Raw genomic sequence first — 25,161 nt, 5'->3', positions numbered from 1 at the left:
GTCAGTCTCCCAGCGGCAACTCATCATCGCCGCCGCGGTAGTCGTCCAGGGCGAGTTTGACTCGCCGCAGGCGCTCTTGATTGTCTTCGGGATTTGCCAATGCAAGCTCGGTGGCGAGCACATCGATTGCCAGCAGCATGCCGTAGCGCGCCGCCGTGGGTTTATAGATGAATGAGGTTTCGGCGCCCTGCAGGGGTAGCACCACATCGGCCAGTCGGGCGAGCGGTGAGTCGGCGCGGGTAATCGCCAGGATTGCCGCACCATAACTGCGGGCCAGTTCGACGGCGCCAAGCAGTTCCGGGGTAATGCCGGTGAGCGAGCAGGCGATGACCAGATGTTGCTCGCTCAGCGACGTGGCGGTGATGCGCATCATCACCGGGTCGCGGCATGCGGCAATCGGATAGCCGAAACGCACCAGGCGCACCTGCAATTCCTCACTGCAGAGCGCCGACCAGCCACCGAGCCCGAACGCGTGGACCATTCGTGCCTTGCCCAGCAGCCGAACGGCGTCGGCAAAGCGGGGCTCTTCGAACGCCGACAGGTGCTGACGCAGGGTCGACTCGATATCGCCCACGATCTGCCCGTAGAACGCCGATTGCTCGGGCGCGCCGGCCGGGTCGAGAAAGCGACTGCCGACGCCGCTGGCCTGAGCCAGTTGCAGACGCAGGTCCCGCAGGTCCCGGCAACCGACGGTCCGGGCAAAACGCGACAGCGTGGCGCTGCTGACGTCCGCCCGCTGGGCCAGTTCATCGAGGCTGGCCGAAGCGGCAAATCCTACGTCGTCAAGCATCAGCCGGGCGATTCTTCCTTCGCCGGCGCTGAAGGAATCCTGGCGGGAGCGGATCTGGTAGAGGATGTCCATGACGGCTCCTGTGTGGTTGCGTTGTGCTCAGAGCAAACGGGCAAGCCCGAGGGTCAGGCCGAACGCGACCACGGAAATCAGCGTTTCGAGCACCGTCCAGGTCTTGAAGGTTTGTGCAACGGTCATATTGAAGTATTCCTTGATCAGCCAGAAGCCGCCGTCGTTGACGTGGGAAAAGATCACCGACCCGGCCCCGGTCGCCAGCACCAGCAGCTCGGGATGCGGATAGCCCAGGCCGATCGCCACCGGCGCGACAATGCCGGAGGCCGTGGTCATCGCCACCGTGGCCGAGCCCGTGGCGACGCGCATCAGCGCGGCGAACAGCCAGCCCATGACCAACGGTGACAGCTGGAACTCCTGGGCCAGCCCGACGATTTGCTGGGTGACACCGGCGTCCACCAGGATCCGGTTCAAGCCGCCGCCGGCGCCCACCAGCAGGGTGATGCTGGCGGTCGGTGCCAGGCACTCATTGGTGAACTTGAGGATCGACTCGCGATTGAAGCCCTGGGCCAGGCCGAGGGTCCAGAAACTGAGGATGGTCGCCAGCAGCAAGGCGATCACTGAGTTGCCGATGAACAACAGGAACTGGTTCAAGCCGCTGCCGGGCGTGGAGATCAGGTTGGCCCAGCCGCCGATGAGCATCAGCACCACCGGCAACAGGATCGTCCCGAGGGTCACGCCGAAACCCGGCAACCGGGCACGCGGTTCACGGTCGAGAAACTGCCGCTCCAGCGGGTTATCGGCCGGTAGCTGGATGCGCGGCACGATGAACTTGGCGTACAGGGGCCCGGCGATGATCGCCGTGGGAATTCCGATCAGGATCGCGTAAAGCAAGGTCTGCCCCACCGACGCCTGGAACGCCTGCACCGCCAGCATGGCAGCGGGATGCGGCGGTACCAGCGCATGGACCACCGACAGTCCGGCAACCATCGGCAGCCCGACCATGAGGATCGATACTCCCACCCGCCGGGCGACTGTGAAAGCGATGGGTACCAGCAGCACGAAACCCACTTCGAAAAACAACGGCAGCCCCACCAGGAACGCGATGCACACCATGGCCCAATGGGCATTGCGCTCGCCGAAGCGTTCGATCAGCGTTTGCGCCATGCGCTCGGCCCCGCCGGATTCGGCCATCATCTTGCCAAGCATCGTGCCCAACGCCACCACCAGCGCGATATGCCCCAGCGTCTTGCCCACGCCCGCCTCGTAAGCCCCTACGACACCCGACGGCGGCATCCCGGCCAGCAGTGCCAGGCCAATCGACACCAGGGTAATCACGATGAACGGATTGAGCCGGTATCGGGCGATCAGAACGATCAGGGCAATGATGGCAATGGCCGCGTAGACCAATAGCCAGTATCCGAAAGCAGGTGCCATGCGGGACTCCTCGAACAGGGTCACATCTATGAGTTGTGAAACTCATAAAGCATTTCCACGAAGAATCCTCAAACCCATTGAAAGTTATTTTCGTACCCAGACAAGAAATGTCGCTGACGGACATCGCGACACAGTGCCGATGAAAATCCACCACCGAATTTTCGTCCCTAGTACCGGACCCTGTGGGAGCGAGCCTGCTCGCGATTGCGGCGGGTCAGCCGACATCGATATCGACGGATCCAACCGCATCGCGAGCAAGCTCGCTCCCACTGGGGAATTTCCGTACCATTCCCATCTGCTCTTGCAACCACTCCTCCGGCAGCCGACATTCCACCGGCGCCCACTCAGGTAAATCATGAAACCAGCACGCCTTCGCGCCGATGCCCTCGCCGGCCTCACCACGTCTTTCGCCCTGCTCCCCGAATGCATCGCCTTCGCTCTGGTCGCCCATCTCAACCCACTGATGGGGCTGTATGGCGCCTTCATCATTTGCACGCTGACCGCCCTGTTCGGCGGTCGTCCGGGCATGGTCTCGGGCGCGGCGGGGTCGATGGCGGTGGTGATCGTGGCGCTGGTGGTGCAGCACGGCGTGCAATATCTGTTGGCCACGGTGCTGCTGGGCGGGTTGATCATGATGGCGTTCGGGCTGTTGCGGCTGGGCAAGCTGATACGCATGGTGCCGCATCCGGTGATGCTTGGTTTCGTCAACGGCCTGGCGATAGTCATCGCACTGGCGCAACTGGAGCATTTCAAGAACGGCGAGGCCTGGCTGAGCGGTGGCCCGTTGTACCTGATGATCGGGCTGGTGGTACTGACCATGGCCATCGTCTATCTGTTGCCGCGCCTGACCCGCAGCGTGCCTCCGGCCTTGGTGGCAATCCTCGGTGTTGGTCTGGCGGTGTACCTGCTCGGCCTGCCCACCCGCACCCTCGGCGACATGGCACATATCGCCGGCGGCTTGCCGAGCCTTGCCTGGCCGGACATCCCGTGGAACCTGGAAACCCTGCAGATCGTCGCGCCTTATGCGCTGATCATGGCACTGGTGGGTTTGCTGGAAACCTTGCTGACCCTGAACCTGACCGATGAAATCACCGAGAGCCGCGGCTATCCGGACCGCGAGTGCGTCGCGCTGGGCGCTGCCAACATGGCCTCCGGACTGCTGGGCGGCATGGGCGGTTGCGCGATGATCGGCCAGACGATGATCAACTTGAGTTCCGGTGGGCGCGGGCGATTGTCCGGCGTGGTGGCCGGGGTGATGGTGCTGCTATTCGTGTTGTTCCTGTCGCCGCTGATCGAACGCATCCCGCTCGCCGCGCTGGTGGGGGTGATGTTCGTGGTGGCACAGCAGACGTTTGCCTGGGCCTCGCTGCGGGTGATCAACAAAGTGCCGGTCAATGATGTGCTGGTGATCATCGCGGTGACGGTCATCACGGTGTTTACCGACCTGGCGATTGCCGTGCTCTGCGGCATCGTCATCGCAGCCCTCAACTTCGCTTGGCAACAAGCTCGGGAGCTGTACGCCGACACGCACCTTGAAAACGATGGGAGCAAACTCTATCGCCTGCACGGCACCTTGTTCTTCGCCTCGACGACGCCATTTCTCAACCAGTTCGACCCGGCCAACGACCCACCCCTTGTGACCCTGGACTGCCGCCACCTGAGCTTCGTCGACTACTCGGCCATCACCGCGCTCAAGACCCTGCGCGAGCGCTACAGCAAGGCCGGCAAGCACCTGCGGGTGTTCCACTTGTCCGACCGCTGCAAGCAGATGCTCAAGCGTGCGGGTGTGCATCACGACTAATAAAACTGTGGGAGCGAGCTCGCTCCCACAGGGGATTGCAGTGAGTTAGGGACTTTTTACCCCTTACACCATCTCGTGAAGAATCCACTCCACCACCGAGGTCCGCTTCGGCGTCCAGCCCAGCAGCTCGCGGGCGTGCTTGCCGCGTACTCGGCTATTGGAGCCGAGGCCGTAGTTGGCCATTTCGTAGCCCCACTCGGCTTCAGCATCGGCCAGCGGCCAGTCCTGGGGTTGGCCAAGGTTCAGCGCCCGGGCCATGGCAGTGGTCATGTCGATGAACGAGGCTTCGCCACTTTCGACGAAGTAGAACGTGCCCGGCACATTGTGGACCAGGGCCAGCTTGTACAACTCGACCACATCCTCGATGTGCACGTTGGACCAAATGTTTTGCCCCGGCCCGACATGCCTCACCACCCCACTTCTACGTGCCTGCTTGAGCAAGCGCGGCAGTTGCACGCTGTCACGCTTGACGCCCAGGCTGTGGCCGTAGATCAAGGTGTTGCAGATCACCGCCGAATTCACGCCGTGCTTTGCCGCGTCCAGGATCAAGTTGTCGATCGCGACCCGGGCCGCTTTGTCGGCAGAGGGTTGCGGCAGGTTGTCTTCCTGGTAGACGTCATCGCTGGCCCGACCGCCCGAAGCATCGCCAACGATGCTCGAGCCGCTGGTGTGCAACAGCACCTTGTTCGACCCCTTGAGCGCCTCGACCAGGGCTTCGGCGGCACCACGGTGATCGCTGCTGGCCGCATTGATGACGGCATCGGCGGCACGCGCCTGTTCGCCCAGCAGTGCGCTGTCTTCAAGAGTGCCGATGACCGGCCGGATGCCCAGCGCGGTCAGTTCGTTCGCCTGTTCGGCGCTACGTACCAGACCGGTGACCTGATGCCCGGCTTGCACGAGCCCGGTGGCGATGGAACCGCCAATGAAACCGGCGGCGCCGGTGATGAATACGTTCATGGATAACTCCTTGGCTGAATCAGTGATGAGAGGAGTATCGAGGACCTATCCCTGACGAAACAGGGCACCTTGCCCAAATCACTCTTGCCGCAAAGTCACGAATCAGCCTTTGAAATCACGCGAGGCATATTCGGCGAGCTTGCCTTGGATAAAGTCCAGGAAGCATTGGATGCGCAAGGCCAGCTGGGAGTTGCGGTAGTACACCGCGTTGATCGGCTGGCGGTATCCGCTGTTGGCATGCGCCAGCAACACCTTCAGCCGCCCGGCCTGGATGTCATCGCGAGTCATGAAATCCGACAGGCAGGCAATGCCCTGCCCCTGCAACGCCAGGTGGCGCACGGTTTCGCCGCTGGAAGCGCTGATGGCCGGCTGGATCGGCCAGCGGTCACCATGAATATGGCGCAGCGGCCATTGGTTGAGGCCGTCATTCTGGGCAAAACCCAGCAACGCGTGGTCCGTCAGCTCGGCAACGGTCGACGGCGTGCCGTGTTGCTTCAAATATTCGGGGCTCGCCAGGATGTGCAACGGACTGCATCCCAATGACCGCGCATGCAGCGTCGAGTCGGTGAGGGTGCCGATGCGAATGGCGACGTCAGTGCTTTGCTCCAGCAGGTCGATGATCAGGTCGTTGCTGTTGAGTTCGAGCTGAATGTCCGGATAAAGCCTGCGGAACTCTTCGATGTGCGGGACGATGGCGTGCAGCATGAAGGGTGAGGCCGCGTTGATCCGCAAACGTCCGGCGGGGTGTTTCTGGCGCGACGACAGGCGTTCTTCCAACTGGTCCATCTGGTCGAGGATGCCCTTGGCCTGCTCGAAGAAATACTTGCCTTCCTCGGTCAGGTCCATGCGCCGCGTGGTGCGGTTGATCAGGGTGGTGTCGAGCTTGGCTTCAAGGCGCGATAACGTGCGGCTGACCGCCGACGGCGTCTGTCCGACCTGTTCGGCGGCGGCGGAAATCGACCCGCACTCGATCACGCAGACGAAAATCTGCAATTCGTCGGATCTGGCTTTCACAGCTGTCCTCTCATCAAATGCACAACGGGAGCCAGGCAGCCTTTGTGGCGAGGGAGCTTGCTCCCGCTGGACTGCGTAGCAGGCCCGAAAAAAGCGGCCGCTGCGCGCTGGAGCGCCAGCCCGGCCGAGCGGGAGCAAGGTCCCTCGCCATAAAGTGCTCCCGCCCTGGGTGCATCTTTGCCTTCGGGTAAGACCCGATAGTAGCCGGTTACCGCGAAAGGCCGAACACCTCAATCAAATGCTGCTCATACCGCGCCACATCCGCCTCGATATTCGGACGCTTCATCACGTCCACGCACAGGAAGGTCGGCAGAGTGGTCATGCCCAGGAACTGGTTGGCCTTGTGAAAGGGAAAATACACCGCGTCCACGCCCTTGGCTTCGAAGAAATCGGTCGGGTCGTCGAAGGCTTGCTGCGGGGCGTTCCAGGTCAGGGACAACATGTACTGCTTGCCCTGCACCAAGCCGCCGCTGCCGTATTTCTGCGAAGCATCGGAGCGCGTACGACCGTCGCTGGCATAGAGGCTGCCGTGGCCCTCGGTGAAGACTTCGTCGATGTACTTTTTCACGGTCCATGGCGCGCCCATCCACCAGCCCGGCATCTGGTAGATGATCACGTCGGCCCAGAGAAACTTGGCGACCTCTTCCTTGATGTCGTAGCCGCCGTCGATGAAGGTGGTCTTCACATCGAGACCGCCACGGTCCAGCACACTGACAGCGGCGTCGTGCAGCGTTGCGTTGTAGCGGCCGTCGGAGTGGGCGAATTGTTTGCCGCCGTTGAGCAACAGGACTTTTTTCATCAGAGGCCTCATCAGGTTCCCGGTGGGCCGTTGGCCTTTCACCGGATGGAAGGTTGAAAAATGATGGCGGCAGGATATCGATCAGCCTCGCGCGGAATAACCACCGAAAGAGCAAAAATGTTTTGATTCATACGCACGAATAGACATCTTATTCTTGCCGTAAAATTCGGTGTCCCTTCATTTCAAGGATTCAACTCGATGAGCGACCTGCATGGTTTCATCCTTCACGCCAAGACCCGTCCGGAAAAAGCCGAAGCTTTCGAAGCGCTGTTCCGCGCCTACGTCGAACCGAGCCGCGCCGAGCCCGGCTGCATCGAATACCACATGCTGCGGGACCAACAGGACCCGACGCTGTTTATCTTCTACGAGATCTGGGCATCCCAGGCGCACCTGGACGTGCACTCGAACCTGCCGCACATGAAGCAGTTTTTCGAGCAACGCATGGATTATCTGGAGCGCGATTTCGAGATCCGCCGAGTCGACATGCTCAGCCCGTCGTCGGCTAGCCGCTGATCAGCAGGTGGCCGCCGAGCACGCCCAGGCCGATGAAAAATACCCGCTTGAACAACACGGCACTGATCCGCTGACGCAACCACTGCCCCAACCACATCCCGACCAGTGCCGGTAGCAGTGCCAGCAACGAAGCGCTCAGTTCACCGCCACCCAGGGCGCCGCGCCACAGCAGGCCGGCGGCCAGGGCCAGGGTGGAAACGGTGAACGACAACCCCAGGGCTTGCACCAGCTCATCCTTGCTCAAGGCCAGCGCTTGCAGGTACGGCACCGCTGGAATGACGAACACGCCGGTGGCCGAGGTAATGACGCCTGTGAGTACACCGCAGAGCGGGGCCAGCCACCGCTCGGCCCGTGGCGCAATCCGCAGCGTTGGCAGGCACAACCCGCTCAGCGCATACACCAACAATGCTCCGCCCAAGGCTCGCACCACCCAGGTCCCTCCCACCATGCCGAGCCACAGCGTACCGAGGCCGGTGCCGATGAAAATCGCCAGCAGTAGCGGCCACAGGCGCCAGATCAAGGTTCGCAGATGCCCACCGAAAGCCAGCTGCCAGAGATTGGTCAAGGTCGCCGGGATAATGAGCAAGGCAGCAGCCTGTGCCGGCGCCATAGCCAGACCAAGCAAGCCCATGGAAATGGTTGGCAGGCCGAGGCCGATCACCCCCTTGATCGTGCCGGCGAGCAGAAAGGTGGCGATGACCAGCAGGGAAAGCGCCAGGCCGAGGTTCTGATAGAAAACGATGAGAGTGTCCATGGCGCTATCGTGCGCCTTGCCGGGTGGGTTTTAAATCTGGCATATACTGAGCGTGCCTCTTACCCAGCAAGAGGCTGGATTTCTTTGCTGATGCGGCCGCCACTATCGCGAGCAGGCTCGCTCCCACATTGTTCGGTTCCTTCAGAGTAAATGCACGCTTCTGTGGGAGCGAGCCTGCTCGCGATAGCGGCTTACGAGGCCCCCCCGAAACCCGGCACAAGGATCTCATCGCCCATGCACTTCGACCTCACCGACCTGCGCCTCTTTCTGAACATCCTCGACACCGGCAACATCACCGCCGGTGCCGGTCGCAGTCATTTGTCCCTGCCTGCGGCCAGTGCGCGAGTCCGTGCCCTGGAGGCATCCCTGGGCATCGACCTGCTCGAACGCGGTCGGCGCGGCGTCACCCCGACGCCTGCCGGCAAGGCCCTGGCGCAACATGCGCGAGTCTTGCTGCAACACGCCGAACACTTGCAACAGGACCTGGCCGAGTACGCCCGAGGCGTCAAAGGCCGGGTCCGGCTGCTGTGCAACACCAGCGCCATGACCGAATACCTGCCCGAACCACTGGCCGGTTTCTTGAAAGATCACCCGAACCTCGACATCGACCTTCAGCAATTGCCGAGTGCGCGAATCACCCATGCGTTACGCCAGGGCGCGGCGGATCTGGGGATCGTTTCCGACGCTGTCGATACCGCTGGCCTTCAGACCTGGCCGTTTCGCGATGATCCGTTGGTATTGATCCTACCCTCTGGGCACCCCTTGGCTGACGCTCACACGCCGAGTTTCAGCGAGACCCTGCGTTACGACTATGTCGGCCTGGATGCCTCCAGTGCCCTGGCCATCTATCTCGAAGAGCAAGCGCTGCACACCGGGATGCGCATGCAGATCCGCATCCGCGCCGACGGTTTCGACGGCGTGATCCGCATGGTCGCCCACGGCGCCGGCATCGCCGTCGTGCCGAAGGCCGCCGTCGACCGTCGTCCGCCAGGGCCGTCGTATCAAGTCGTTGCATTGCAGGAGGCCTGGGCCCATCGGGCGCTGCTGCTCTGCGCCCGCAACTTCGAAGGCCTGCCCGCCTATGCCAAGGCACTGGCCCGGCATCTGGCGGACTGAAGCGCGCTCCTGGGCAAGCCGATGTCGAGCATAGACACTCTCATGCCCCATTGGCGCGTTAGGGTGCCTGCTCTCTTCTGCCCGCATTTTCGGAGCCCCCATGACCGCACCCATCACTGTCCTGCGCGATACCCATCCGTTGCCCGTACTCGACGCCTGCAAATGGGAAAAACTCGAAGGCGACCCACACACCGTCAACCTCAACGCCTACACCAGCGAAGATGGCAGCAAGATCATGGGCACCTGGATCTGCACCCCCGGCAAATGGCGCGTGGATTATGTGAAGTGGGAATACTGCCATTTCCAGGAAGGCTACTGCGTGATCACCCCGGACGGCATGGAACCGATCCATCTGCGCGCCGGTGATATCTTTGTCGTCGAGCCTGGTATGAAGGGCACGTGGGAAGTGGTCGAGACCGTGCGCAAATATTTCGTGTTTGCCTGAAGAAAAAATCCGAGAGGCCATCCGATGTGGGCTCTCGGAAAACAAACCTCAATATGCTTGCGCGGTCCCTGTGGCGAGGGCGCTTGCTCCCGCTGGGCTGCGCAGCGGCCCTGGTTTTTGGGAGCGCTGCGCACTGGAGCGCCAGCCCGGTCCAGCGGGAGCAAGCTCCCTCGCCAAAAGCTCCTCGGCACAATCAAGGACGGTGGTTACTGCGGCTTGCGATAGCTGTTAACAATCGCCGAAAAGTCCTTGCCACCCTCGCCCCGCTGGCTCATCGCTTGATACAACTGCTGCGCCACGGCGCCGAGCACCACCGGCTGACGGACCTGCCGTGCGGCTTCGGTTGCCAGGCCCAGGTCCTTGAGCATCAGGTCCGCGCCAAAACCACCGGTGTAGCCACGGGACGCGGGTGCCGTCTCGATCACGCCCGGCCAAGGGTTGTAGGTGTCCGAGCTCCAGCAACGCCCCGTCGAACTGTTGATGATCCCGGCCAGCACCTGGGTGTCGATGCCCAGGGCATCGCCCAGAGCCATGGCTTCGCTGACGCCGACCATGGAAATCCCCAGCAACAGGTTGTTGCAGATCTTGGCGATCTGCCCGGTACCGACTTCACCGCAATGCACGATGTTGCGGCCCATCTGTGCCAGAACCGGTTGCAAAGTGGCGAACAACTCAGCGGTGGCACCGACCATGAAGGTCAACGTACCGGCCGCCGCGCCGCCAGTGCCACCCGAGACGGGCGCATCGGCCATCGCCACGCCTTGACTGGCGGCGGCAGCGGCGACATCACGAGCGGTCTGTGGATCGATGGTGCTGCAATCCACGGCTGGCGTGCCAGCGGCGATGCCTGCCAGAACGCCATCTTCACCCAGCCAGACACTGCGTACGTGAGCAGCGGCCGGCAGCATGGTGATCACCAGCGCTGCGCCTTGGGCCGCGTCACGCGGCGAGGCGCTGACAGTGCCGCCCAATGCCGCCAACTCAGCCAACACCGTCTGGTTCAGGTCGAACAGGTTCAACGAATGGCCAGCCTTGAGCAGGTTGCGTGCCATGGGGGCGCCCATGTTGCCCAGACCGATAAATGCGATGTTCATGTCCGGCTCCTTAACGCAGATTGATGGTGGTGTTCACGCCGTCATTGACGCTGTCATCATCGAACCAGCGCGCGGTGACGGTCTTGGTCTGAGTGTAGAACTGCACCACCTGTTTGCCGTAGGGACCCAGGTCGCCAAGTTTCGATCCGCGCGAACCGGTGAAGCTGAAGAATGGCACTGGCACCGGGATCGGGATGTTGATCCCCACCTGGCCGACGTCGATTTCGCTCTGGAATTTGCGCGCCGCCGCACCGCTCTGGGTGAACAGGCCCGTGCCGTTGCCGAACGGATTGGCGTTGACCAGTGCAATGGCCTCATCCAGCGTGTCGACTTCCAGCACCACCAGCACCGGCCCGAAAATTTCCTCGGTGTAGATGCGCATGTCGGTCGTCACGCCGGAAAACAACGTCGGGCCGACGAAGTTGCCTTGCTCGTAGCCCGGTACGCTGACATCACGACCATCGAGCTCCAGCTTCGCCCCTGCCTTCACGCCGCTCTCGATCAACTCCAGGATCCGCGCCTTGGCCCGTTTGGAAATCACTGGCCCGACGTCCGTGCCCGGCTCGCTGCCGGCATTGACCTTGAGCTTCTGCGCCAGGGCCTTGAGCTCCGGCAGCCACTGTCTGGCCGCGCCTACCATCACCACCACCGAGGTGGCCATGCAACGCTGGCCCGCCGCACCGAAACCGGCGCCGACCAAGGCATTGAGGGTTTGCTCACGGTTGGCATCGGGCAACACCACCGCGTGGTTCTTGGCGCCCATCATCGACTGCACGCGCTTGCCATGACGTCCCGCGAGGTCATACACGTGGGTGCCAACCGCAGTCGAACCGACGAAGGACACCGCCTTGATGTCTTTGTGGGTGCACAGCGCATCCACCACGTCCTTGCCGCCATGCACCACGTTGAGCACACCCGCCGGCACGCCGGCCTCGATCGCCAGTTCCACCAGCAACATCGTTGACAGTGGGTCCTGTTCCGACGGCTTAAGCACAAAGGTGTTACCGCACGCGATGGCCATCGGGAACATCCACAGGGGAATCATCGCCGGGAAGTTGAACGGCGTGATGCCTGCACACACGCCGATCGGCTGGCGCAACGTATATGTGTCCACGCCCCCGGCAACGTTCTCGGCGAATTCGCCCATCTGTAGGGTGCCGATGGAACAGGCGTGCTCGACCACTTCCAAGCCACGGAAAATATCGCCCTCGGCATCGGCGATGGTCTTGCCCTGCTCGGCGCTCAGCACGGCGGCAATACGTTTGGAATGCTCGCGGATCAGCGCCTGGAGCTTGAGCATGATGCGCATCCGCGCACCGATGGGCGTCAGCTTCCAGGTCTGGAAGGCACGCTGGGCAGCGGCGATAGCGGCGTCGACTTCCGATGCCGTGGCAAACGGGACCTTCGCCAGAACCTCCTGAGTAGCAGGGTTGACGATGTCATGCCATTCATCGGACTGGGATTGAACCCACTCACCATCGATCAGCAGTTTGACGGTGTGCAGGGCAGTGTCGTTGGGCGTAAGGGAAACGTTCATGCTGGCCTCCGGGATTGTTCTTATAGAGAGCGCTGTTCAGCCGGAACCAAGGTGCGCGAACACCTTGGCGATAAGACGGTTTCTGGAGTATAGATGTGCAAACTTCCAATAAGAATGCACATAAAAGCCGGTCCATCATGCAAAAAAACATCACCTCGCTGGGCTCGTTGAATTGGGACGACCTGAAGTTTTTTCTCGAAGTGGCCCGCACCCGCAAAGCCAGCACGGCGGCCAAGCGCCTGGCAGTCGACTACACCACAGTGTCGCGACGCATCAGTTCGCTGGAAGCCTCGTTGGGCACGCTGCTTTTCGAAAAATCCCGGACCAATGGCTTCGTCCTCACGGCCGAAGGCCAGCGTCTGCTGGGTTACGCCGAGTCGATAGAAAGCACCCTGCACATGGCCTGCGAGCAGGTTTCGGGTTCGGGCGTCGCGCTGTCCGGGCACGTGCGAATGGGCTGCACCGAAGGCTTCGGCAGTTTTTTCATCACCCCGCAACTGAGCCACTTTGTCGATGCCTACCCGGCCATTTCGGTGGACATCCTGCCGCTGCCGCACTTCATCAGCCTGTCCAAGCGCGAAGCCGACATCGTCATCGCCCTGGAACGTCCCGAACATGGACCCTATGTCTGCTGCAAACTGTGCGACTACCGATTGCAGCTCTACGCCACTCAGCCGTACCTGGATAGCCACCCGCCGATCCAGCGTCCGGCAGACCTGAGCCAGCACTCATTCATCAGTTACGTAGACGACCTGGCGTTCAGCTCGGAGCTGCTCTACCTGGCCAACGTCCTGCCCGGCGCCAACGCCCATCTGCGCAGCACCAGCGTGATCGCACAGTTCGTGGCGGCACAGCAGGGACGCTCGCTGGCGATTCTGCCGTGCTTCCTTGCCGCCCAGGACCCACGTCTGTTGCCGGTGCTGCCGGAGGAAATCACCGTCACCCGGCAGTTCTGGATGTACTGCCGGGAGGACTTGCGCAAGCTCAAGCGGATCACGTTGCTGTGGGATTACATCAGGGAAGTGACCGAGCGGAACCAGCCTTTGCTGATGGGTGAAAACCCTGTGATGGTATTCGCCGATTAATCGGCGATGACTACGATGGCGACACGGCGGTTTTCGGTGCGTCCGCTGGCCGTGTCATTGGAGGCCACCGGATTGCTGCTGCCGAGGCCGCGCAGTTGGATGTTCTCTTCGCGCATCCCCACACCCGTCAGCACCTGGCCCACGCTGTTGGCGCGGCGTATCGACAGCTGTTCGTTATAGGCCTGGGAGCCGGAGGCGTCGGTATGCCCATCGACGCGTACCCGTTCGATTCCAGCGAGCACCAGCGCCTTGCCGATTCGCTGCACAATCTCGCTGCTCGCCGTGTTCAGGCTTTCCACATCACTGCCAAACAGCACCTTGCCTGACAGCCCGAAGGCCCAGCCTTCGTCGGTCAGTTTGAAACCCTGTTCCTTGAGTACCGCGATCTGTGCCGGAGTCAGACCTTTGGGGGGTGGGGCAGTCTGGCAGCCGGTCAGAGCGACGACGGCCATGAACAGAAACGCGACGAACCGGTGCAGGCTGGATCGATGGAATGAACGCACGAGTTAGCTCCTGGTTTGAAGATCAGCGACAGGGTTATCCGCCCCCGCCGTGTGTTGGCCGCCTCGGGCGAGGCGCTTGGCCTGGTACATTGCCGCGTCGGCGGCATTGAGCAAGGTGCCGGGGGTGGCACCATCATCCGGGTAAACGGCAATGCCGATACTGAGGGAGGTCAGCACCGAGGCATTGCCGGGCAACTGGATCGGCATCTCCATGCTGGCAATGATTTTCTCTGCGATCCGCTCGGCATCCTCGGTTTTGTGCAGGGGCGTCAGCAGCACGGCGAACTCGTCGCCGCCCAGGCGTGCCACCAGATCATCCTCGCGCAGCTGCGCCCGGACCCGGGTCGCCACTGCCGTGAGCACCGCGTCACCGGCGGCGTGGCCGAAATTGTCATTGATGCCCTTGAAGCGATCACTGTCCAGATAGAGCACAGCGACCTGCTCGTTGAGCTTGCTGGCATTGCGCAAGGCGCGGATCAGCCGGCCTTCGAAAAACGCCCGGTTCGGCAACCCGGTCAGGCTGTCGTGACTGGCCTGGTGAGCGAGGGTTTCGTTCTCGCTTTGTAGGTGGGTCTGCCAGGATTCCAACTCATCGAGCAGTGCGTTGAAGTCATTGCCCAAATTATCCAGCTCGGCGATGGCCGCTGGCGGCACGCGTCGGTCCAACGCGCGTTCACTGCGCGCGGCGTGCGCCACTTCGGCCAGTCGGCGCAACGGCCCGGTGATTGCTCGCAGTTGGCGCCGCGCCAGATAAAGCGCCACCCAGGCGCTCACCGCCGTGCACAGGATGATTCCCGCCAGGCCGCTGAGTAAAAAGCGCAATAGGCTACCGCCGTGGCCGGCCAGCAGAATCCGGCCAATATTCTGCCCTTGATGAACAATCGGCAGGCTGATGGGCTTTTCTAGAAAGGCCTTGGCAATGTGCATCTCCAGTTCCGACAACAAACCGGTTTCCGGTCGTTGCCAGCGCGCCAGCAGACGGCCATTCGCATTGAACACCTGGGCATCGGCGACCTCCTCGGTGGAGGCAATCAGCGCGAGCGCTTCGGTGGCCGCAGCCGAGTCATCGAAGACCACGGCGGCTTCCACGGTGTAGCTGATCGAACGGGCAATCAGGTGCAGGTTGTGATCGGCATAGACTCGCAGCGCCAGCACCCCGAGCAGGGTCAGGGAAACGCTGGCCATCGTGATCGCCAGCAAGGCGACGATCAGATGACCGCGGCCGATGACTGAGCCCAGGGTCGGGCGGACCTGCGGTTTGCCCCGACTCATGGCGTCGTCGCCCTGCGCCGCGAAAGTTGCAGGACGCTTGGATGGATACGCACGCCACTGCGTGCCACCGAGTCAAGGTTGACCTCGAACGACACCTGCTCGTCCCCGACCCGCAGGCAGAACAGACTGCCGACAGTGCACTGGTCGCCGCCTTCGCTGATGCTCAGAACCGGCTTGCCGATCAGCGAAGTAAACAGGCGAGAGCGTTCATCGCCGGTCAGCTTGCCGATGTAGACCGCATTACAGGCCGTTGCGATGTCCGGGTGGTCGATCAGTAACCTTTGCACGGTAACGGGCCGACCGGTGGCTTGCGTCGTGCCTTTGACCAGATCGTCGGTGTATTGGGTAGGCCCGACGATGCACAGTTGCAGTTGCGCTGGTTCCACGGGCCAGCGGGCATAACTGAGTATGCCCAGGACCACCTGGGTGACCGCTTCGGCGCGTTGCTCGGCCCGGCTTGATTCCGGCTCCTGGGCCATGACCGCAGGCGACATTGCACAGAGGAAACCGGCAAGCAGATAACGCCTCCAGCCCTTGCCGCGCACTGTCTCCCGAACAGCCACCTTCATGGAAATCTCTTGTTTTAAAAAAAGTGCCGGAAAGATAGCACAGTGCCCAAATGCCAGCGAGACACCGTCCTACAGACGTTTCTGACATCAACAGGTAAAACGCGAGTGTAGGAAATGGATCACGCAAAGCCGATCACTCGGTCACATGTGCAAGCTCCAGCATCAGCCCGCTCAGGCGCTTGACCTTGCGCCGGACCGCTTCTTCGAATACGCCGGACCGTGGCTCTATCAGGCTGAACCATTGCTTGCCTCGGGTAATGGCGGTGTAGACCAGCTCTTTGGTCAATACCGGGTTCAGCGCATCCGGGAGAATCAACGCCGTATGGGCGAATTCCGAGCCCTGGGATTTGTGTACGGTCATGGCATATACGGTTTCCACATCGTTCAAACGGCTGGGCAGGACGAAGCGCACGCCACCTTGGCCGTCGTTACGTGGAAAAGCGACCCGTAACACCTGCTTACCGGCATCCGGCCCGTCACGCTCGGGCAACTTGAGGGCGATGCCGATATCACCATTCATCAACCCGAGCCCGTAATCGTTGCGGGTCATCAAGACCGGGCGTCCTTCATACCACTGATGATCGCTCTCGATCAGACAGGCCTTGAGCAGCGCGGCGGTGATCCGCTGGTTCAGCCCCTCGACGCCCCATGGGCCCCTGCGGACCGCGCAAAGCAACTGGAACGCGTCGAATGCCGACAGGACTTCTCGCGCCCAGTCGACCCAGCAGCTGTCTTCCAGGGGCCTGGAGCTGGCCGGACGCTGCTGCCGTAGCAGATCGAGATAATGCCGGTAGCCCTGAGGCCCGCCTGGCTTGCCTTCAATCAACAAGCGTTCCAGAGCCCCATCGTGCTCCCCCTTCAATGCCAGGCAAAGCAGATCGGCATATTGGCCGCCCATCAACAACTGGCGGGCCTTTTCCGGTTGTTGCTGGTTGACCCAACGCGCCAGCTGACCGATCCCGCTGCCCTCGCCAAAACGTCGGGAATGCCTGAGCATGACTACTTGCTGCGCCAGGGGATGGGTTGCGTCGAGGTCTTGCTCCAGGCCGGTGGTTGCGAGGTTTTCACCACTGACGGCCTCAAGCCAGGCACGGGTGCGGGGGCTGTACCAGCCATCCTCTGCGTCTCGACACAGATCGCCGAGCACCGCACCGGCTTCTACAGACGCCAACTGGTCCTTGTCTCCCAGCAACACCAGTCGTGCATGGGACGGCAGTGCATCCAGCAAATTGGCCATCATCTCCAGGTCGATCATGGACGCTTCATCGACCACCAGCACATCCAGTGGCAGCCGGTTGCCGCTGTGATGACGGAAATGCCGGGTGCCGGGACGGCTGCCCAGCAGACGATGGACCGTGGTCACTTCGCAGGGAATGCGTTCGCGCACCGACTCGTCCACATCCAGGGTCCGGACCTGCTGGCTGATGGACTCGGTCAGGCGCGCCGCCGCCTTGCCCGTGGGGGCGGCCAGGCGAATCCGCAGCGGCTTCCCTGCCTCGACGGCGGGTGCCTGGAGCAAGGCCAGCAGGCGCACCACCGTAGTGGTTTTACCGGTGCCCGGCCCGCCAGTCACGATGCTGAAAGCCCCTCGGGTCGCCAGTGCACACGCCAGTTTCTGCCAATCCACCGGGCCCGTGGCACTGGCAGGCCCGAACAACCCGTCCAAGCGCTCGCGCAGGTCGTCGGGCGCGGCTTCACGTTCGACCAGCCTTTGGCGCAATGCTTCGTCGATCCGCCGTTCATAACCCCAATAGCGACGCAGATAAAGGCGTTTCCCCGACAGCACCAAAGGACGTTGCCGGGCCTCTTCACTTTCATCGACCGCCAGGGCCACCAAGGGACTGGCAGCCAAGGCCTTGCACCAGTGAGGGCCATCCAGCCCGGTCAGGATTTGTGACGGCAACACGCCGGTCTGCAAGTCACCCTCTGGAGGCAATGACAAGGCGAAGTCCGGTTCCTTGAGGGTTTCGAACAGGTCCAGGCAGACATGTCCGTGGCCCAACTGATGACTGGTGAACGCTGCCGCGAGCAAGACCAACGGATCATCGTCGGGCGCCAGCTCATGGAGGAATGTGACGAATGCCTTGTCCAGGGCACGCAACCAGCCGCGTTCGACCCAGCGCGTAAGCAGCAACAGCAGATCATCTGCACGACTCAAGGGCTCCAGATCGACCAGGCTCTCGTCATCGGACGGCTTGGGTAGCAGATCGGCAAAAGAACGGCTCATAGCAACTCTCCCTGTACCCACGCCGGTTCAGCCTTGGGCTCGGGCGCTCCTTGGAACAGTCGATCCAATTGTTCGATCAAGCTCCGGGGCGGCTTGGTGAAATACACACCCTGGCTGGCGGAGCGGGTGCCTCGCAGAAACAGATACAACGCGCCGCCGACATGCCGGTCGTAGTCATAGCCGGGCAGTCGGGCCTTGAGCTGGCGATGCAGGGCCAACAGGTACAACACGTATTGCAGGTCGTAGCGATTGTCCAGGATCGATTGTTCCATCGCCTGCGAGGTGTAGGCCATGTCATCGACACCCAGCCAGTTGGACTTGTAGTCGGCCACGTAATACTGGCCATCATGCTCGAACGTCAAGTCGATAAAGCCTTTGAACATGCCATTGAGCAACACCGGTTCGGCAGCGACGCGGGCCACCCCGCCATGGGTGAATTTGCACACCAGTTGATCAAGCTTCTGCACATCGACCTTATGGCTGGCGAACCAGAACTCCATCTCGACCTGGAATTGACTCAGCTGCGAGAAGACCACAGGTCTATGGCCATTTCCGACTTGCAAGGGCATTTGCACCAGATGTTGTAGCCAGTCGCTCAGGGTGGTGATCCAGCCCTTCCAGCCTCGGCGATTGCAGCGCCGCGCGATGGCATCCTCGATCGCTGCAGGCTCCGCCGAAAAGCCCTCCCCGGCAGCCCATTCCAGCAAGCCGTGGAGGAAGGTGCCGGGATGGGGGCCGCGAGGAAAACGGTGGATATCGCCGCCCGCCGCGTTCACCTCCCTGGGTGCTTCCGGATCGAGTCGTTCGTCGTCGAACAATTTCTGCGCCTGTGGATTCTCTGGGGCGGCATCGCTGCCCTCGCTCAGGCTTTCGCCAATGCGCAACGCGCTGTAAGAGGCAATCCACCAATTCTCGCTGGCCTTGCGCGTCGGCACCAAAGGCTCGAGCAGCACGGCCTCGTTACGTGGGGGCTGATAGCGCTCGTCGGTGACTTCGGGCAACTCCTGGCAACTGATTGAGGCGTTGCCTTGTTGCAGGTCCTCGAGCCAGCACCGCAGCGCAGCCGACTCGCTCAACGGCGCACCGCCGCCCAATAAATAGCCCAGCGCAGACAGATGCAGGATCGAACTATTGTTGTTACCCCGCTTGAGGTCCGCGACACCCAACCAGCAGGCATGCTGTGCGCGGGTCAGTGCAACGTAGAGCAATCGCAGATCTTCGGCCAGACGCTCATCGTCGGCCTTGGCGATCAACTCCGCCGTTGGCGTCAGAGTGATCTGCGCCTTGCCGGACTCATCGTGGTAATGCAGGGGCAATCGACTGCCATCCACCGGTTTGGTCGAACAGATGAATGGCAAGAATACCAATGGATACTCGAGCCCCTTGGACTTGTGAATCGTGACCACCTTGACCAGTTGCTCATCGCTTTCCAGCCGCAGGATCTGCTCTTCCCCCGCCTGCCCGGACAAGGCCAGGTGCTCGGACAAATGCCGGATCAACGCTTGCTCGCCATCCAGCTCACCGGCGGCCTGCTGCAGCAGTTCGCACAGGTGCAGCAAGTTGGTCAGCACCCGCTCACCATCGCTGCGCGCCATCAAGGCCTGGGGCAACTCGAAATCATGCAGAAGGCGCCGCAGCATAGGCAGCACGCCCTGGGCGCGCCAGACGGTACGATAGCCGCGGAACTGCATGACCCGGCTTTCCCAGGCCAGCTCATCCTGGTTGAGTCGCTCAAGCTCGGTCAGCGGCAGACTCAGGGTGATGCTGGCCAATGCCGCCCGCAGCGGTCGTTCGACATCCGGTTCGGCACAGGCTCTGAGCCACGTCAGCAAGTCCCGCGCTTCCTGAGAAGCGAAGACCGAGTCCTTATCCGACAGGTAGACGCTGCGCACACCCCGGGCGGACAGTTGGTCTCGCACGGCCTGCGCCTCCTTGCCGTCGCGCACCAGGATCGCAATATCCGCCGGGCGCAATCCCCGAAGCAGCTGCCCGTCGACGATAAAACCGTCGCGGCCCGACTGGCCGCCATTGAGCAACGCGGTGATTTCACTGGCGCACGCCGCAGCCAGGTGTTGCCGGTACACCGCACCGGAGAACGGCTGATCCGACGGCAGATGCCAGATGTTCAATGCCGCAACGGCCTGGCCGGCGATCTGCAAGACCTCTTTGCGGCCCTGGGATTCAACGGACAGGAACGGCACCGGGTTCTCGCCCGACGGCTCGCGAAACAGAAACGCTCCGCGCCCTTGCGAGCGGGATTCGGCGTTTTGGAAAATGTGGTTGACCGCACCGACCATGGCGTGGCTTGAACGGAAGTTCGTCCCCAACGTATGCAGCCTGCCGGCAGTGGCCTCCCGAGCGCGCAGGTAGGTATAGATGTCGGCACCGCGAAAGGCATAGATCGCCTGCTTCGGATCGCCGATCAGAAACAGCCCGGTCTCCGGATTATTGTCTTCAATGCGATAGATGCTCTCGAAGATCCGGTATTGAACCGGGTCGGTGTCTTGGAATTCGTCGATCAGCGCCACCGGGAACTGCTCGCGGATCAGGCTCGCCAGGCGTTCTCCGCCTTCGGCTTGGAGAGCCGCATCGAGGCGCAGCAGCATGTCGTCAAACCCCATCTCCGCACGACGCCGCTTCTCGGCCTCGAAGCGTGCCCCGACCCACTGCGCGGCATGCTGCAACACCGCAGCGTGAGGCGTGGGCAACGCATCCAGGCTGGCCTTGAGACCGGACATGGCGTCCAACCCGGGATGGCTGGGCACCTCGCCTTTCCACGCTTCGGCCATGCCCTCGGGTGTCAGCCGGGTGAAGCCGGTGCCGATGTCCAACAGCTCAAGACTTTCATCTTCCACCCAAGCCGTGATTTTCTGGAACCATGGCTCGAAGTAACGAGCCTGCATCTTGCGCCCGTCGACGCTTTTATTGGCGACGCCCCGCTGGCAGATCTCCAGCAACTCCACGGCCCACTGCCGCCACGGCGCCTTGAGGTCGAGCAAGGCGGTGCTGCGTTCCTGCAGGGCTGCCGCAATGAGTTCGGCGGGCTCAAGCTCGTCAGCATTGTTGCGCTCGCTGTTGAACAGGCCCTTGACCCGCGGCAGCAACGCAGCCGGGCCTCCCCAATGCGTGCGCACCCAATTCAGCGCCTCGCCCTGCATCGAGTAGCAGAACAGTCGCCAATAGTCGCGCAACACCTCACCAAGCAGCTCACTGTGATCGGTTTCCAGGGTCTGGGTAAACAGGCTGCCGCTGTCGAACGCATGTTCGCGCAGCATGCGCTGACACCAACTGTGGATGGTCGAGACAGCCGCTTCGTCCATCCACTGCGCGGCGATGTCCAACCGGTCTGCGCAGCCTGGCCATTGCTCGGCGCTAAACTCGTCACGCAACTGGGCGATCAATGAGTCCGGAGCGGGGATTTCGTCTCGGAAAAAACGCGCGGCTTCAGCAAGGCGTGTGCGGATACGTTCACGCAGCTCTTTGGTGGCGGCGTCCGTAAAGGTCACCACCAGGATCTGCGGCGGCAGCAGCTCACGGCCAAAACCGGACGCCGAGCCGCCATGCCCGAGCACAAGGCGCAGGTAGAGCGCTGAAATGGTGAAGGTCTTGCCGGTACCGGCGCTGGCTTCGATCAGTTGGCTGCCACGTAGCGGAAAGGCCAGAGCCAGCGGTGCCTGTCGACTCATGAGCGCGCCTCCTCATCAGCCGATGAACGCCAAGGGGCTTCAAGCAACGGTCGGTAAAGCGCATCGCACCAATCGGGAAATGTTTCATCAGCCATCAAGGCATCGAAATCGGCAAACTGCCGGGCCAGGGCCGGACTTTCCCGTCGTTCGCCTTCGGAATTCTGCCCGTCGCCTTCGTAGGCTTTGCGAGCCGCCGCTTCAGCCTTGATCGGCTCAGTCTGACCCAGCCAGGCGAAGGCGGTCTTGACGGCGACCGGTAGCGGCTGGCGCATGCCGGCCTGCCAGGCCTGCAACAGGTCGCCCAACAGTCGGCGCGCTACCGGCTCTTCAAAAGGCCCCAGCAGCAGGCTGTCATCACTGGCGACCAGCGCTGTCGTCAATGAGAGACCGTTGGCGCACGCCACGAGATGATTGACCCAGGGCCGTATCAGGCGATGCCATTTTCGACTTTTGGTAGCGCCGATGCTGTTGGGAATGGCGGTGATGGCAAGGACCGCCCCATCGGAGCGCTGGTGCAGGCCACCCAGCCATCCTTCGACACTCACACCGTGCAATTGCAGGCTGACAGGTACGGCACTGGTCAGCGGAGTCGGCCATAACGCCAGGAGCTGTTGGTAACGCTGGATCAAGTCCGGCAGCGGCTCGATCAACTCGCGTTGCATGTGTTCACCGAAACCGGCCATGGGTAACAGGCCGCTATTCTGCAAACGCTTGGCATGGGCAGCCAGGGCAAGGTCCGGCTGGTCCAGACGAATCAGGGCCGCTTCGAGCAGACTGTCGCTCAGGCTGTAGCGTTGCAGGGCATCAAGCACGAAAGGTTCATCGTCGCCCAAGGGCGCCTCGACGGCTTCGAAGAACACTTTCAGACGCTGACTGAAGAAATGGCGAACGGGATTGCGCAGGAAATCCTGCAACTGCCCAAGGCCCAACGGCTCTTCCTGGACATAGGGCTGCAGTACCTGGACGTTATCGGCGCGATTTTGATCGCCGTGGAGCATCCGCCATTCGCGGGCGTAGCTGAACAACTCATCGCCTTGGTGGAAGTAGCGGGCACTGAACGGTTGCAAGGGATGCTCTTGGGTCAGCGCCTCGAGAAGATTTTGGTCACCGCTTGCCAACCGCCAGCCACTGGCCAGATGATCCCGAAGTTGCCCAATCAGTACCGATGCAGGTCGATCACTGTTATCCCGGATACTGCGCCCGACCCAACTGATGTAGAGCTTTTCACGGGCCGAAAGCAGGGCCTCCAGCAACAGATAGCGATCATCCTCACGTCGGGAACGATCGCCCGGCCGATAGTCGGTGCCCATGAGATCGAAATCCAATGGCGGCTGGGCGCGCGGGTAGTCACCATCATTCATTCCCAGCAGGCACACCAGCTTGAAGGGAATTGCACGCATCGGCATCAAGGTACAAAAGTTGACCGCTCCGGCCAGGAAACGCTGGGACAATCGCCCCTGGTCCAGCCCGGCTAGCCAGGCCTCGCGCACCACCGTCAGCGGCAACTCATCATGCAGCCCCACCGACTCGCAGGTTTCCAGCCAGGTTTCACGCAGGTCTTCGAGTTGGGCGAGCAGATAGTCGTCATGCTCGTTGCTCGCCTGGAAGAACAGCTGCACCAGATCGTGCAGACGCGAACCCCATTGTTGCGGTGAGGCAGGTTGGGTGAGCTCCTGATGAGCAACTTCGAGCGCATCCAGCAAAGCGACCAAGGGCCCGATCAACGCCGCATCCAACCCGCCGATTTCGTCGTAGGGCTCGATACCCGCATAGGCGTCCGAGCTGCCCACGGCGTACCCCAGCAACATGCGACGCAGACCGAAACGCCAGCTGTTCTGCTCAAGCTCAGCGGGCAAACCGAGCCCGGCACGATGCTCGGCACTCATTCCCCAGCGTATGCCTGCTCCTTCGATCCAGCGGTGCAGCGTAGGCAGGTCGGCCTCGTCGATGCCGAATCGCTCACGCAGCGCCGGGACATCCAGCAAATCGAGAATTTCGCTGACCGGGAAGCGACTGTCGGGAAGCTTGAGCAAATGCTCGACGGCGATCAGCAGCGGGTCACGTCCACGCTGGCCCTGGTCGGTCAGGGTAAACGGAATGAATCGAGGATCTGTTCGATCGAGCTGGCCGAACACCGCGCGTATATGCGGTGCATAACTGTCGATGTCCGGGACCATGACGATGATATCCCGAGGCCGCAGGGAAGGATCTGCGCTGAAGTGAGCCAGCAACTGATCATGAAGAATCTCCACTTCACGCTGCGCACTATGGGCGACATGAAAGCGAATGGACCCGTCTCGCGTCGTATCGACGGCAGGCCATTGCTCTCGGGTTTCGTTGAGCGGGCGAAGCTCAAGGATGTCATCCTGCAACTGACCGAGAAGGGTCGTGGGGTTCCCTTCGCTGAACAGGTCGATGCGGCCATCGCGAAACACCGAGCGATAACTGTTGGGGTCATCGTAGCTGTCGAGCAGGTTGATATAGTCACGCCCCTGCTTGCCCCAGGCGGCCAATAACGGATGAGCATGTTGATGCAACGTCTGGGAATCGAGTGAAACAGGCATGCCGGCCTTGCGTGCCTGGCGTTTGTACTGATGGCGCAGAAGGTCCTTGTCCGCAACGATGTCCGCCCAGTGGTGGCGGCACGGGTTATGAACGCACAGCAGAACCTGACTAAATCGAGACAGACCGGCCAACGCCTCGAGTGCCTGGGCAGGCAACGAAGAAATGCCGAATACGATCACCCGCGAGGGCAGGTCCTTCGGAGCAACCTGCAGGCTGTTGATGCGTTCGAGATAGCGCTGGTGGACACCTGCACGACTTTGGGCCATGCCTTGTTCGCCGACGTCCAGCAACAAGGCTCGCCATAGTTCGGCTTGCCAGCAGTTTGCTGGTGCGAGCGGCTTGATTTCGCCTCGGACATTTCTGGTCTGGTGCCGACCGTCCGCCCAGTCTTCAAGCCAGTCGGCCCGGTATACCTGATACTGGTCGAACAGGTCCGCCAAGCGCTCGGACAATTGATAGCGTTTGCGTAAGTCGGTGTCGTGGGTGAGGAAGCGTCGCAGTGGCTCGAAATGGGGCTGTTCGATCAACTGTGGTAGCAGGCGCATCAACCTCCAGGTCAGCGGTGCTTTGTCCAGCAGGGACTTGGCCGGGATCTGGTCCCTGCCGAGCACGGTTCGATAAAGTTGCCACATGAAGCTGCCCGGCAGTTGCACATCAATGGCCGCAGCGATACCACAACCGCCGGAGTCATCATCTTCAGGGTCCTCAGCCAATGCCAGCTTGAGCCATTGGGCAATGCCATTGCTTTGTACCAGCGCGATTTCATTCTCAAGGGGTGCCAGCGGATAGCGCCGCATCAAGCTGATGACCAGACTGCGCAACTCATCAATGCGATTCCCATGGATCACCATGAAAGCTGGGTTTAGGGACGTTGCGTCCGGCATGGAGGGCATCCTTGAAAATGCAAAAACCAGGGCAGAACCTTAGCACTGTCGGGGGGCTGTGGCAGCCGGAAGCTTTCCGAGCCTGTCGTAAGAACTTTCCC

Annotated in this window: 19 protein-coding genes; 5 read left to right on the top strand and 14 right to left on the bottom strand. The window is 61.8% G+C overall.

Features of this window, described 5'->3' with window-relative positions:
- Window position 1: 1 nt before the first annotated feature.
- Window positions 2-862, bottom strand: coding sequence for a MurR/RpiR family transcriptional regulator (locus ACLEJQ_RS07330; protein WP_440793581.1), 861 nt, complete (start codon window positions 860-862; stop codon window positions 2-4).
- Window positions 863-889: 27 nt separating this feature from the next.
- Window positions 890-2,239, bottom strand: coding sequence for a GntT/GntP/DsdX family permease (locus ACLEJQ_RS07325; RefSeq protein WP_440793579.1), 1,350 nt, complete (start codon window positions 2,237-2,239; stop codon window positions 890-892).
- Between the two features lie 355 nt (window positions 2,240-2,594).
- On the opposite strand from ACLEJQ_RS07325, the gene ACLEJQ_RS07320 reads away from it, so the two are divergent.
- Complete coding sequence (locus ACLEJQ_RS07320; protein WP_440793577.1) at window positions 2,595-4,040, top strand: SulP family inorganic anion transporter; 1,446 nt, start codon at window positions 2,595-2,597, stop codon at window positions 4,038-4,040.
- 63 nt (window positions 4,041-4,103) lie between these two features.
- Here ACLEJQ_RS07320 and ACLEJQ_RS07315 read toward each other — a convergent pair whose 3' ends face one another.
- The 3 genes from ACLEJQ_RS07315 to ACLEJQ_RS07305 form a co-directional block, all read right to left on the bottom strand.
- A complete protein-coding gene (locus tag ACLEJQ_RS07315; protein WP_440793576.1) occupies window positions 4,104-4,997 on the bottom strand; it encodes an NAD-dependent epimerase/dehydratase family protein in 894 nt (297 codons plus the stop codon).
- Between the two features lie 102 nt (window positions 4,998-5,099).
- Window positions 5,100-6,011, bottom strand: a complete 912-nt coding sequence (locus tag ACLEJQ_RS07310; RefSeq protein ID WP_440793574.1) for a LysR substrate-binding domain-containing protein — start codon at window positions 6,009-6,011, stop codon at window positions 5,100-5,102.
- A 208-nt stretch (window positions 6,012-6,219) separates the two neighbouring features.
- Window positions 6,220-6,810, bottom strand: a complete 591-nt coding sequence (locus ACLEJQ_RS07305) for an NAD(P)H-dependent oxidoreductase (RefSeq protein WP_440793572.1) — start codon at window positions 6,808-6,810, stop codon at window positions 6,220-6,222.
- Window positions 6,811-7,008: 198 nt separating this feature from the next.
- On the opposite strand from ACLEJQ_RS07305, the gene ACLEJQ_RS07300 reads away from it, so the two are divergent.
- Window positions 7,009-7,323 (top strand): putative quinol monooxygenase, encoded by a 315-nt coding sequence (locus ACLEJQ_RS07300; protein ID WP_245138817.1) that lies wholly within the window; start codon window positions 7,009-7,011, stop codon window positions 7,321-7,323.
- Here the strand turns inward: ACLEJQ_RS07300 and ACLEJQ_RS07295 are convergent.
- Complete coding sequence (locus ACLEJQ_RS07295; protein ID WP_440793570.1) at window positions 7,313-8,077, bottom strand: sulfite exporter TauE/SafE family protein; 765 nt, start codon at window positions 8,075-8,077, stop codon at window positions 7,313-7,315. The genes ACLEJQ_RS07300 and ACLEJQ_RS07295 overlap by 11 nt on opposite strands.
- 234 nt (window positions 8,078-8,311) lie before the next feature.
- On the opposite strand from ACLEJQ_RS07295, the gene ACLEJQ_RS07290 reads away from it, so the two are divergent.
- Window positions 8,312-9,193 carry a LysR substrate-binding domain-containing protein gene (locus ACLEJQ_RS07290; protein ID WP_440793568.1) on the top strand — a complete coding sequence of 294 codons (882 nt, stop codon included), beginning with the start codon at window positions 8,312-8,314 and terminating at the stop codon, window positions 9,191-9,193.
- A gap of 100 nt (window positions 9,194-9,293) precedes the next feature.
- Entirely contained in the window at window positions 9,294-9,638 is a 345-nt protein-coding gene (locus ACLEJQ_RS07285; RefSeq protein WP_039592382.1) for a cupin domain-containing protein, read from the top strand.
- Window positions 9,639-9,844: 206 nt separating this feature from the next.
- Here ACLEJQ_RS07285 and mmsB read toward each other — a convergent pair whose 3' ends face one another.
- Both mmsB and ACLEJQ_RS07275 read right to left on the bottom strand, forming a co-directional pair.
- Window positions 9,845-10,732, bottom strand: a complete 888-nt coding sequence (gene mmsB, locus ACLEJQ_RS07280; RefSeq protein WP_440793565.1) for a 3-hydroxyisobutyrate dehydrogenase — start codon at window positions 10,730-10,732, stop codon at window positions 9,845-9,847.
- Window positions 10,733-10,742: 10 nt separating this feature from the next.
- Window positions 10,743-12,269, bottom strand: a complete 1,527-nt coding sequence (locus ACLEJQ_RS07275) for a CoA-acylating methylmalonate-semialdehyde dehydrogenase (RefSeq protein ID WP_440793564.1) — start codon at window positions 12,267-12,269, stop codon at window positions 10,743-10,745.
- Between the two features lie 137 nt (window positions 12,270-12,406).
- Between ACLEJQ_RS07275 and ACLEJQ_RS07270 the strand changes: the two genes are divergently transcribed.
- Complete coding sequence (locus ACLEJQ_RS07270) at window positions 12,407-13,354, top strand: LysR family transcriptional regulator (protein ID WP_440793562.1); 948 nt, start codon at window positions 12,407-12,409, stop codon at window positions 13,352-13,354.
- On the opposite strand, the gene ACLEJQ_RS07265 is transcribed toward ACLEJQ_RS07270, so the two are convergent.
- The 6 genes from ACLEJQ_RS07265 to recC all read right to left on the bottom strand — a co-directional run bounded on the left by ACLEJQ_RS07265 (window position 13,351) and on the right by recC (window position 25,060).
- Complete coding sequence (locus tag ACLEJQ_RS07265) at window positions 13,351-13,806, bottom strand: OmpA family protein (RefSeq protein WP_440793940.1); 456 nt, start codon at window positions 13,804-13,806, stop codon at window positions 13,351-13,353. The two genes, ACLEJQ_RS07270 and ACLEJQ_RS07265, sit on opposite strands and share 4 nt — an antisense overlap.
- A gap of 54 nt (window positions 13,807-13,860) precedes the next feature.
- Window positions 13,861-15,129: a diguanylate cyclase domain-containing protein gene (locus ACLEJQ_RS07260; protein WP_440793560.1), complete on the bottom strand. Its 1,269-nt coding sequence runs from the start codon at window positions 15,127-15,129 to the stop codon at window positions 13,861-13,863.
- The gene (locus tag ACLEJQ_RS07255; protein ID WP_440793558.1) at window positions 15,126-15,698 is read right to left on the bottom strand and encodes a YfiR family protein; all 573 of its coding nucleotides are present in this window, start codon (window positions 15,696-15,698) and stop codon (window positions 15,126-15,128) included. The genes ACLEJQ_RS07260 and ACLEJQ_RS07255 overlap by 4 nt, the downstream gene beginning before the upstream one ends.
- Window positions 15,699-15,831: 133 nt before the next feature.
- Entirely contained in the window at window positions 15,832-17,925 is a 2,094-nt protein-coding gene (gene recD / locus ACLEJQ_RS07250; protein WP_440793556.1) for an exodeoxyribonuclease V subunit alpha, read from the bottom strand.
- On the bottom strand, window positions 17,922-21,611 hold the full coding sequence (gene recB, locus ACLEJQ_RS07245) for an exodeoxyribonuclease V subunit beta (protein ID WP_440793554.1): 3,690 nt from the start codon (window positions 21,609-21,611) through the stop codon (window positions 17,922-17,924). The genes recD and recB overlap by 4 nt, the downstream gene beginning before the upstream one ends.
- Window positions 21,608-25,060, bottom strand: a complete 3,453-nt coding sequence (gene recC / locus ACLEJQ_RS07240) for an exodeoxyribonuclease V subunit gamma (protein WP_440793552.1) — start codon at window positions 25,058-25,060, stop codon at window positions 21,608-21,610. Before recC ends, recB begins: the two co-directional genes overlap by 4 nt.
- Between the last annotated feature and the right edge of the window lie 101 nt (window positions 25,061-25,161).

This window comes from Pseudomonas sp. SMV71 (assembly GCF_052042015.1).
GTDB lineage: Bacteria > Pseudomonadota > Gammaproteobacteria > Pseudomonadales > Pseudomonadaceae > Aquipseudomonas.
This window is presented reverse-complemented; position numbering and strand designations above follow the sequence as displayed.

Bases quoted from the DNA above. Each gene is read 5' to 3' on its own strand.
- ACLEJQ_RS07305 (WP_440793572.1), bottom strand. From the start codon at position 6,810: ATGAAAAAAGTCCTGTTGCTCAACGGCGGCAAACAATTCGCCCACTCC.
- recB (WP_440793554.1), bottom strand. From the start codon at position 21,611: ATGAGTCGACAGGCACCGCTGGCTCTGGCCTTTCCGCTACGTGGCAGC.
- ACLEJQ_RS07295 (WP_440793570.1), bottom strand. From the start codon at position 8,077: ATGGACACTCTCATCGTTTTCTATCAGAACCTCGGCCTGGCGCTTTCC.
- ACLEJQ_RS07265 (WP_440793940.1), bottom strand. From the start codon at position 13,806: ATGGCCGTCGTCGCTCTGACCGGCTGCCAGACTGCCCCACCCCCCAAA.
- recD (WP_440793556.1), bottom strand. From the start codon at position 17,925: ATGAGCCGTTCTTTTGCCGATCTGCTACCCAAGCCGTCCGATGACGAG.
- ACLEJQ_RS07300 (WP_245138817.1), top strand. From the start codon at position 7,009: ATGAGCGACCTGCATGGTTTCATCCTTCACGCCAAGACCCGTCCGGAA.
- ACLEJQ_RS07315 (WP_440793576.1), bottom strand. From the start codon at position 4,997: ATGAACGTATTCATCACCGGCGCCGCCGGTTTCATTGGCGGTTCCATC.
- ACLEJQ_RS07330 (WP_440793581.1), bottom strand. From the start codon at position 862: ATGGACATCCTCTACCAGATCCGCTCCCGCCAGGATTCCTTCAGCGCC.
- ACLEJQ_RS07270 (WP_440793562.1), top strand. From the start codon at position 12,407: ATGCAAAAAAACATCACCTCGCTGGGCTCGTTGAATTGGGACGACCTG.
- ACLEJQ_RS07255 (WP_440793558.1), bottom strand. From the start codon at position 15,698: ATGAAGGTGGCTGTTCGGGAGACAGTGCGCGGCAAGGGCTGGAGGCGT.
- ACLEJQ_RS07290 (WP_440793568.1), top strand. From the start codon at position 8,312: ATGCACTTCGACCTCACCGACCTGCGCCTCTTTCTGAACATCCTCGAC.
- ACLEJQ_RS07275 (WP_440793564.1), bottom strand. From the start codon at position 12,269: ATGAACGTTTCCCTTACGCCCAACGACACTGCCCTGCACACCGTCAAA.
- ACLEJQ_RS07260 (WP_440793560.1), bottom strand. From the start codon at position 15,129: ATGAGTCGGGGCAAACCGCAGGTCCGCCCGACCCTGGGCTCAGTCATC.
- recC (WP_440793552.1), bottom strand. From the start codon at position 25,060: ATGCCGGACGCAACGTCCCTAAACCCAGCTTTCATGGTGATCCATGGG.
- ACLEJQ_RS07285 (WP_039592382.1), top strand. From the start codon at position 9,294: ATGACCGCACCCATCACTGTCCTGCGCGATACCCATCCGTTGCCCGTA.
- mmsB (WP_440793565.1), bottom strand. From the start codon at position 10,732: ATGAACATCGCATTTATCGGTCTGGGCAACATGGGCGCCCCCATGGCA.
- ACLEJQ_RS07325 (WP_440793579.1), bottom strand. From the start codon at position 2,239: ATGGCACCTGCTTTCGGATACTGGCTATTGGTCTACGCGGCCATTGCC.
- ACLEJQ_RS07320 (WP_440793577.1), top strand. From the start codon at position 2,595: ATGAAACCAGCACGCCTTCGCGCCGATGCCCTCGCCGGCCTCACCACG.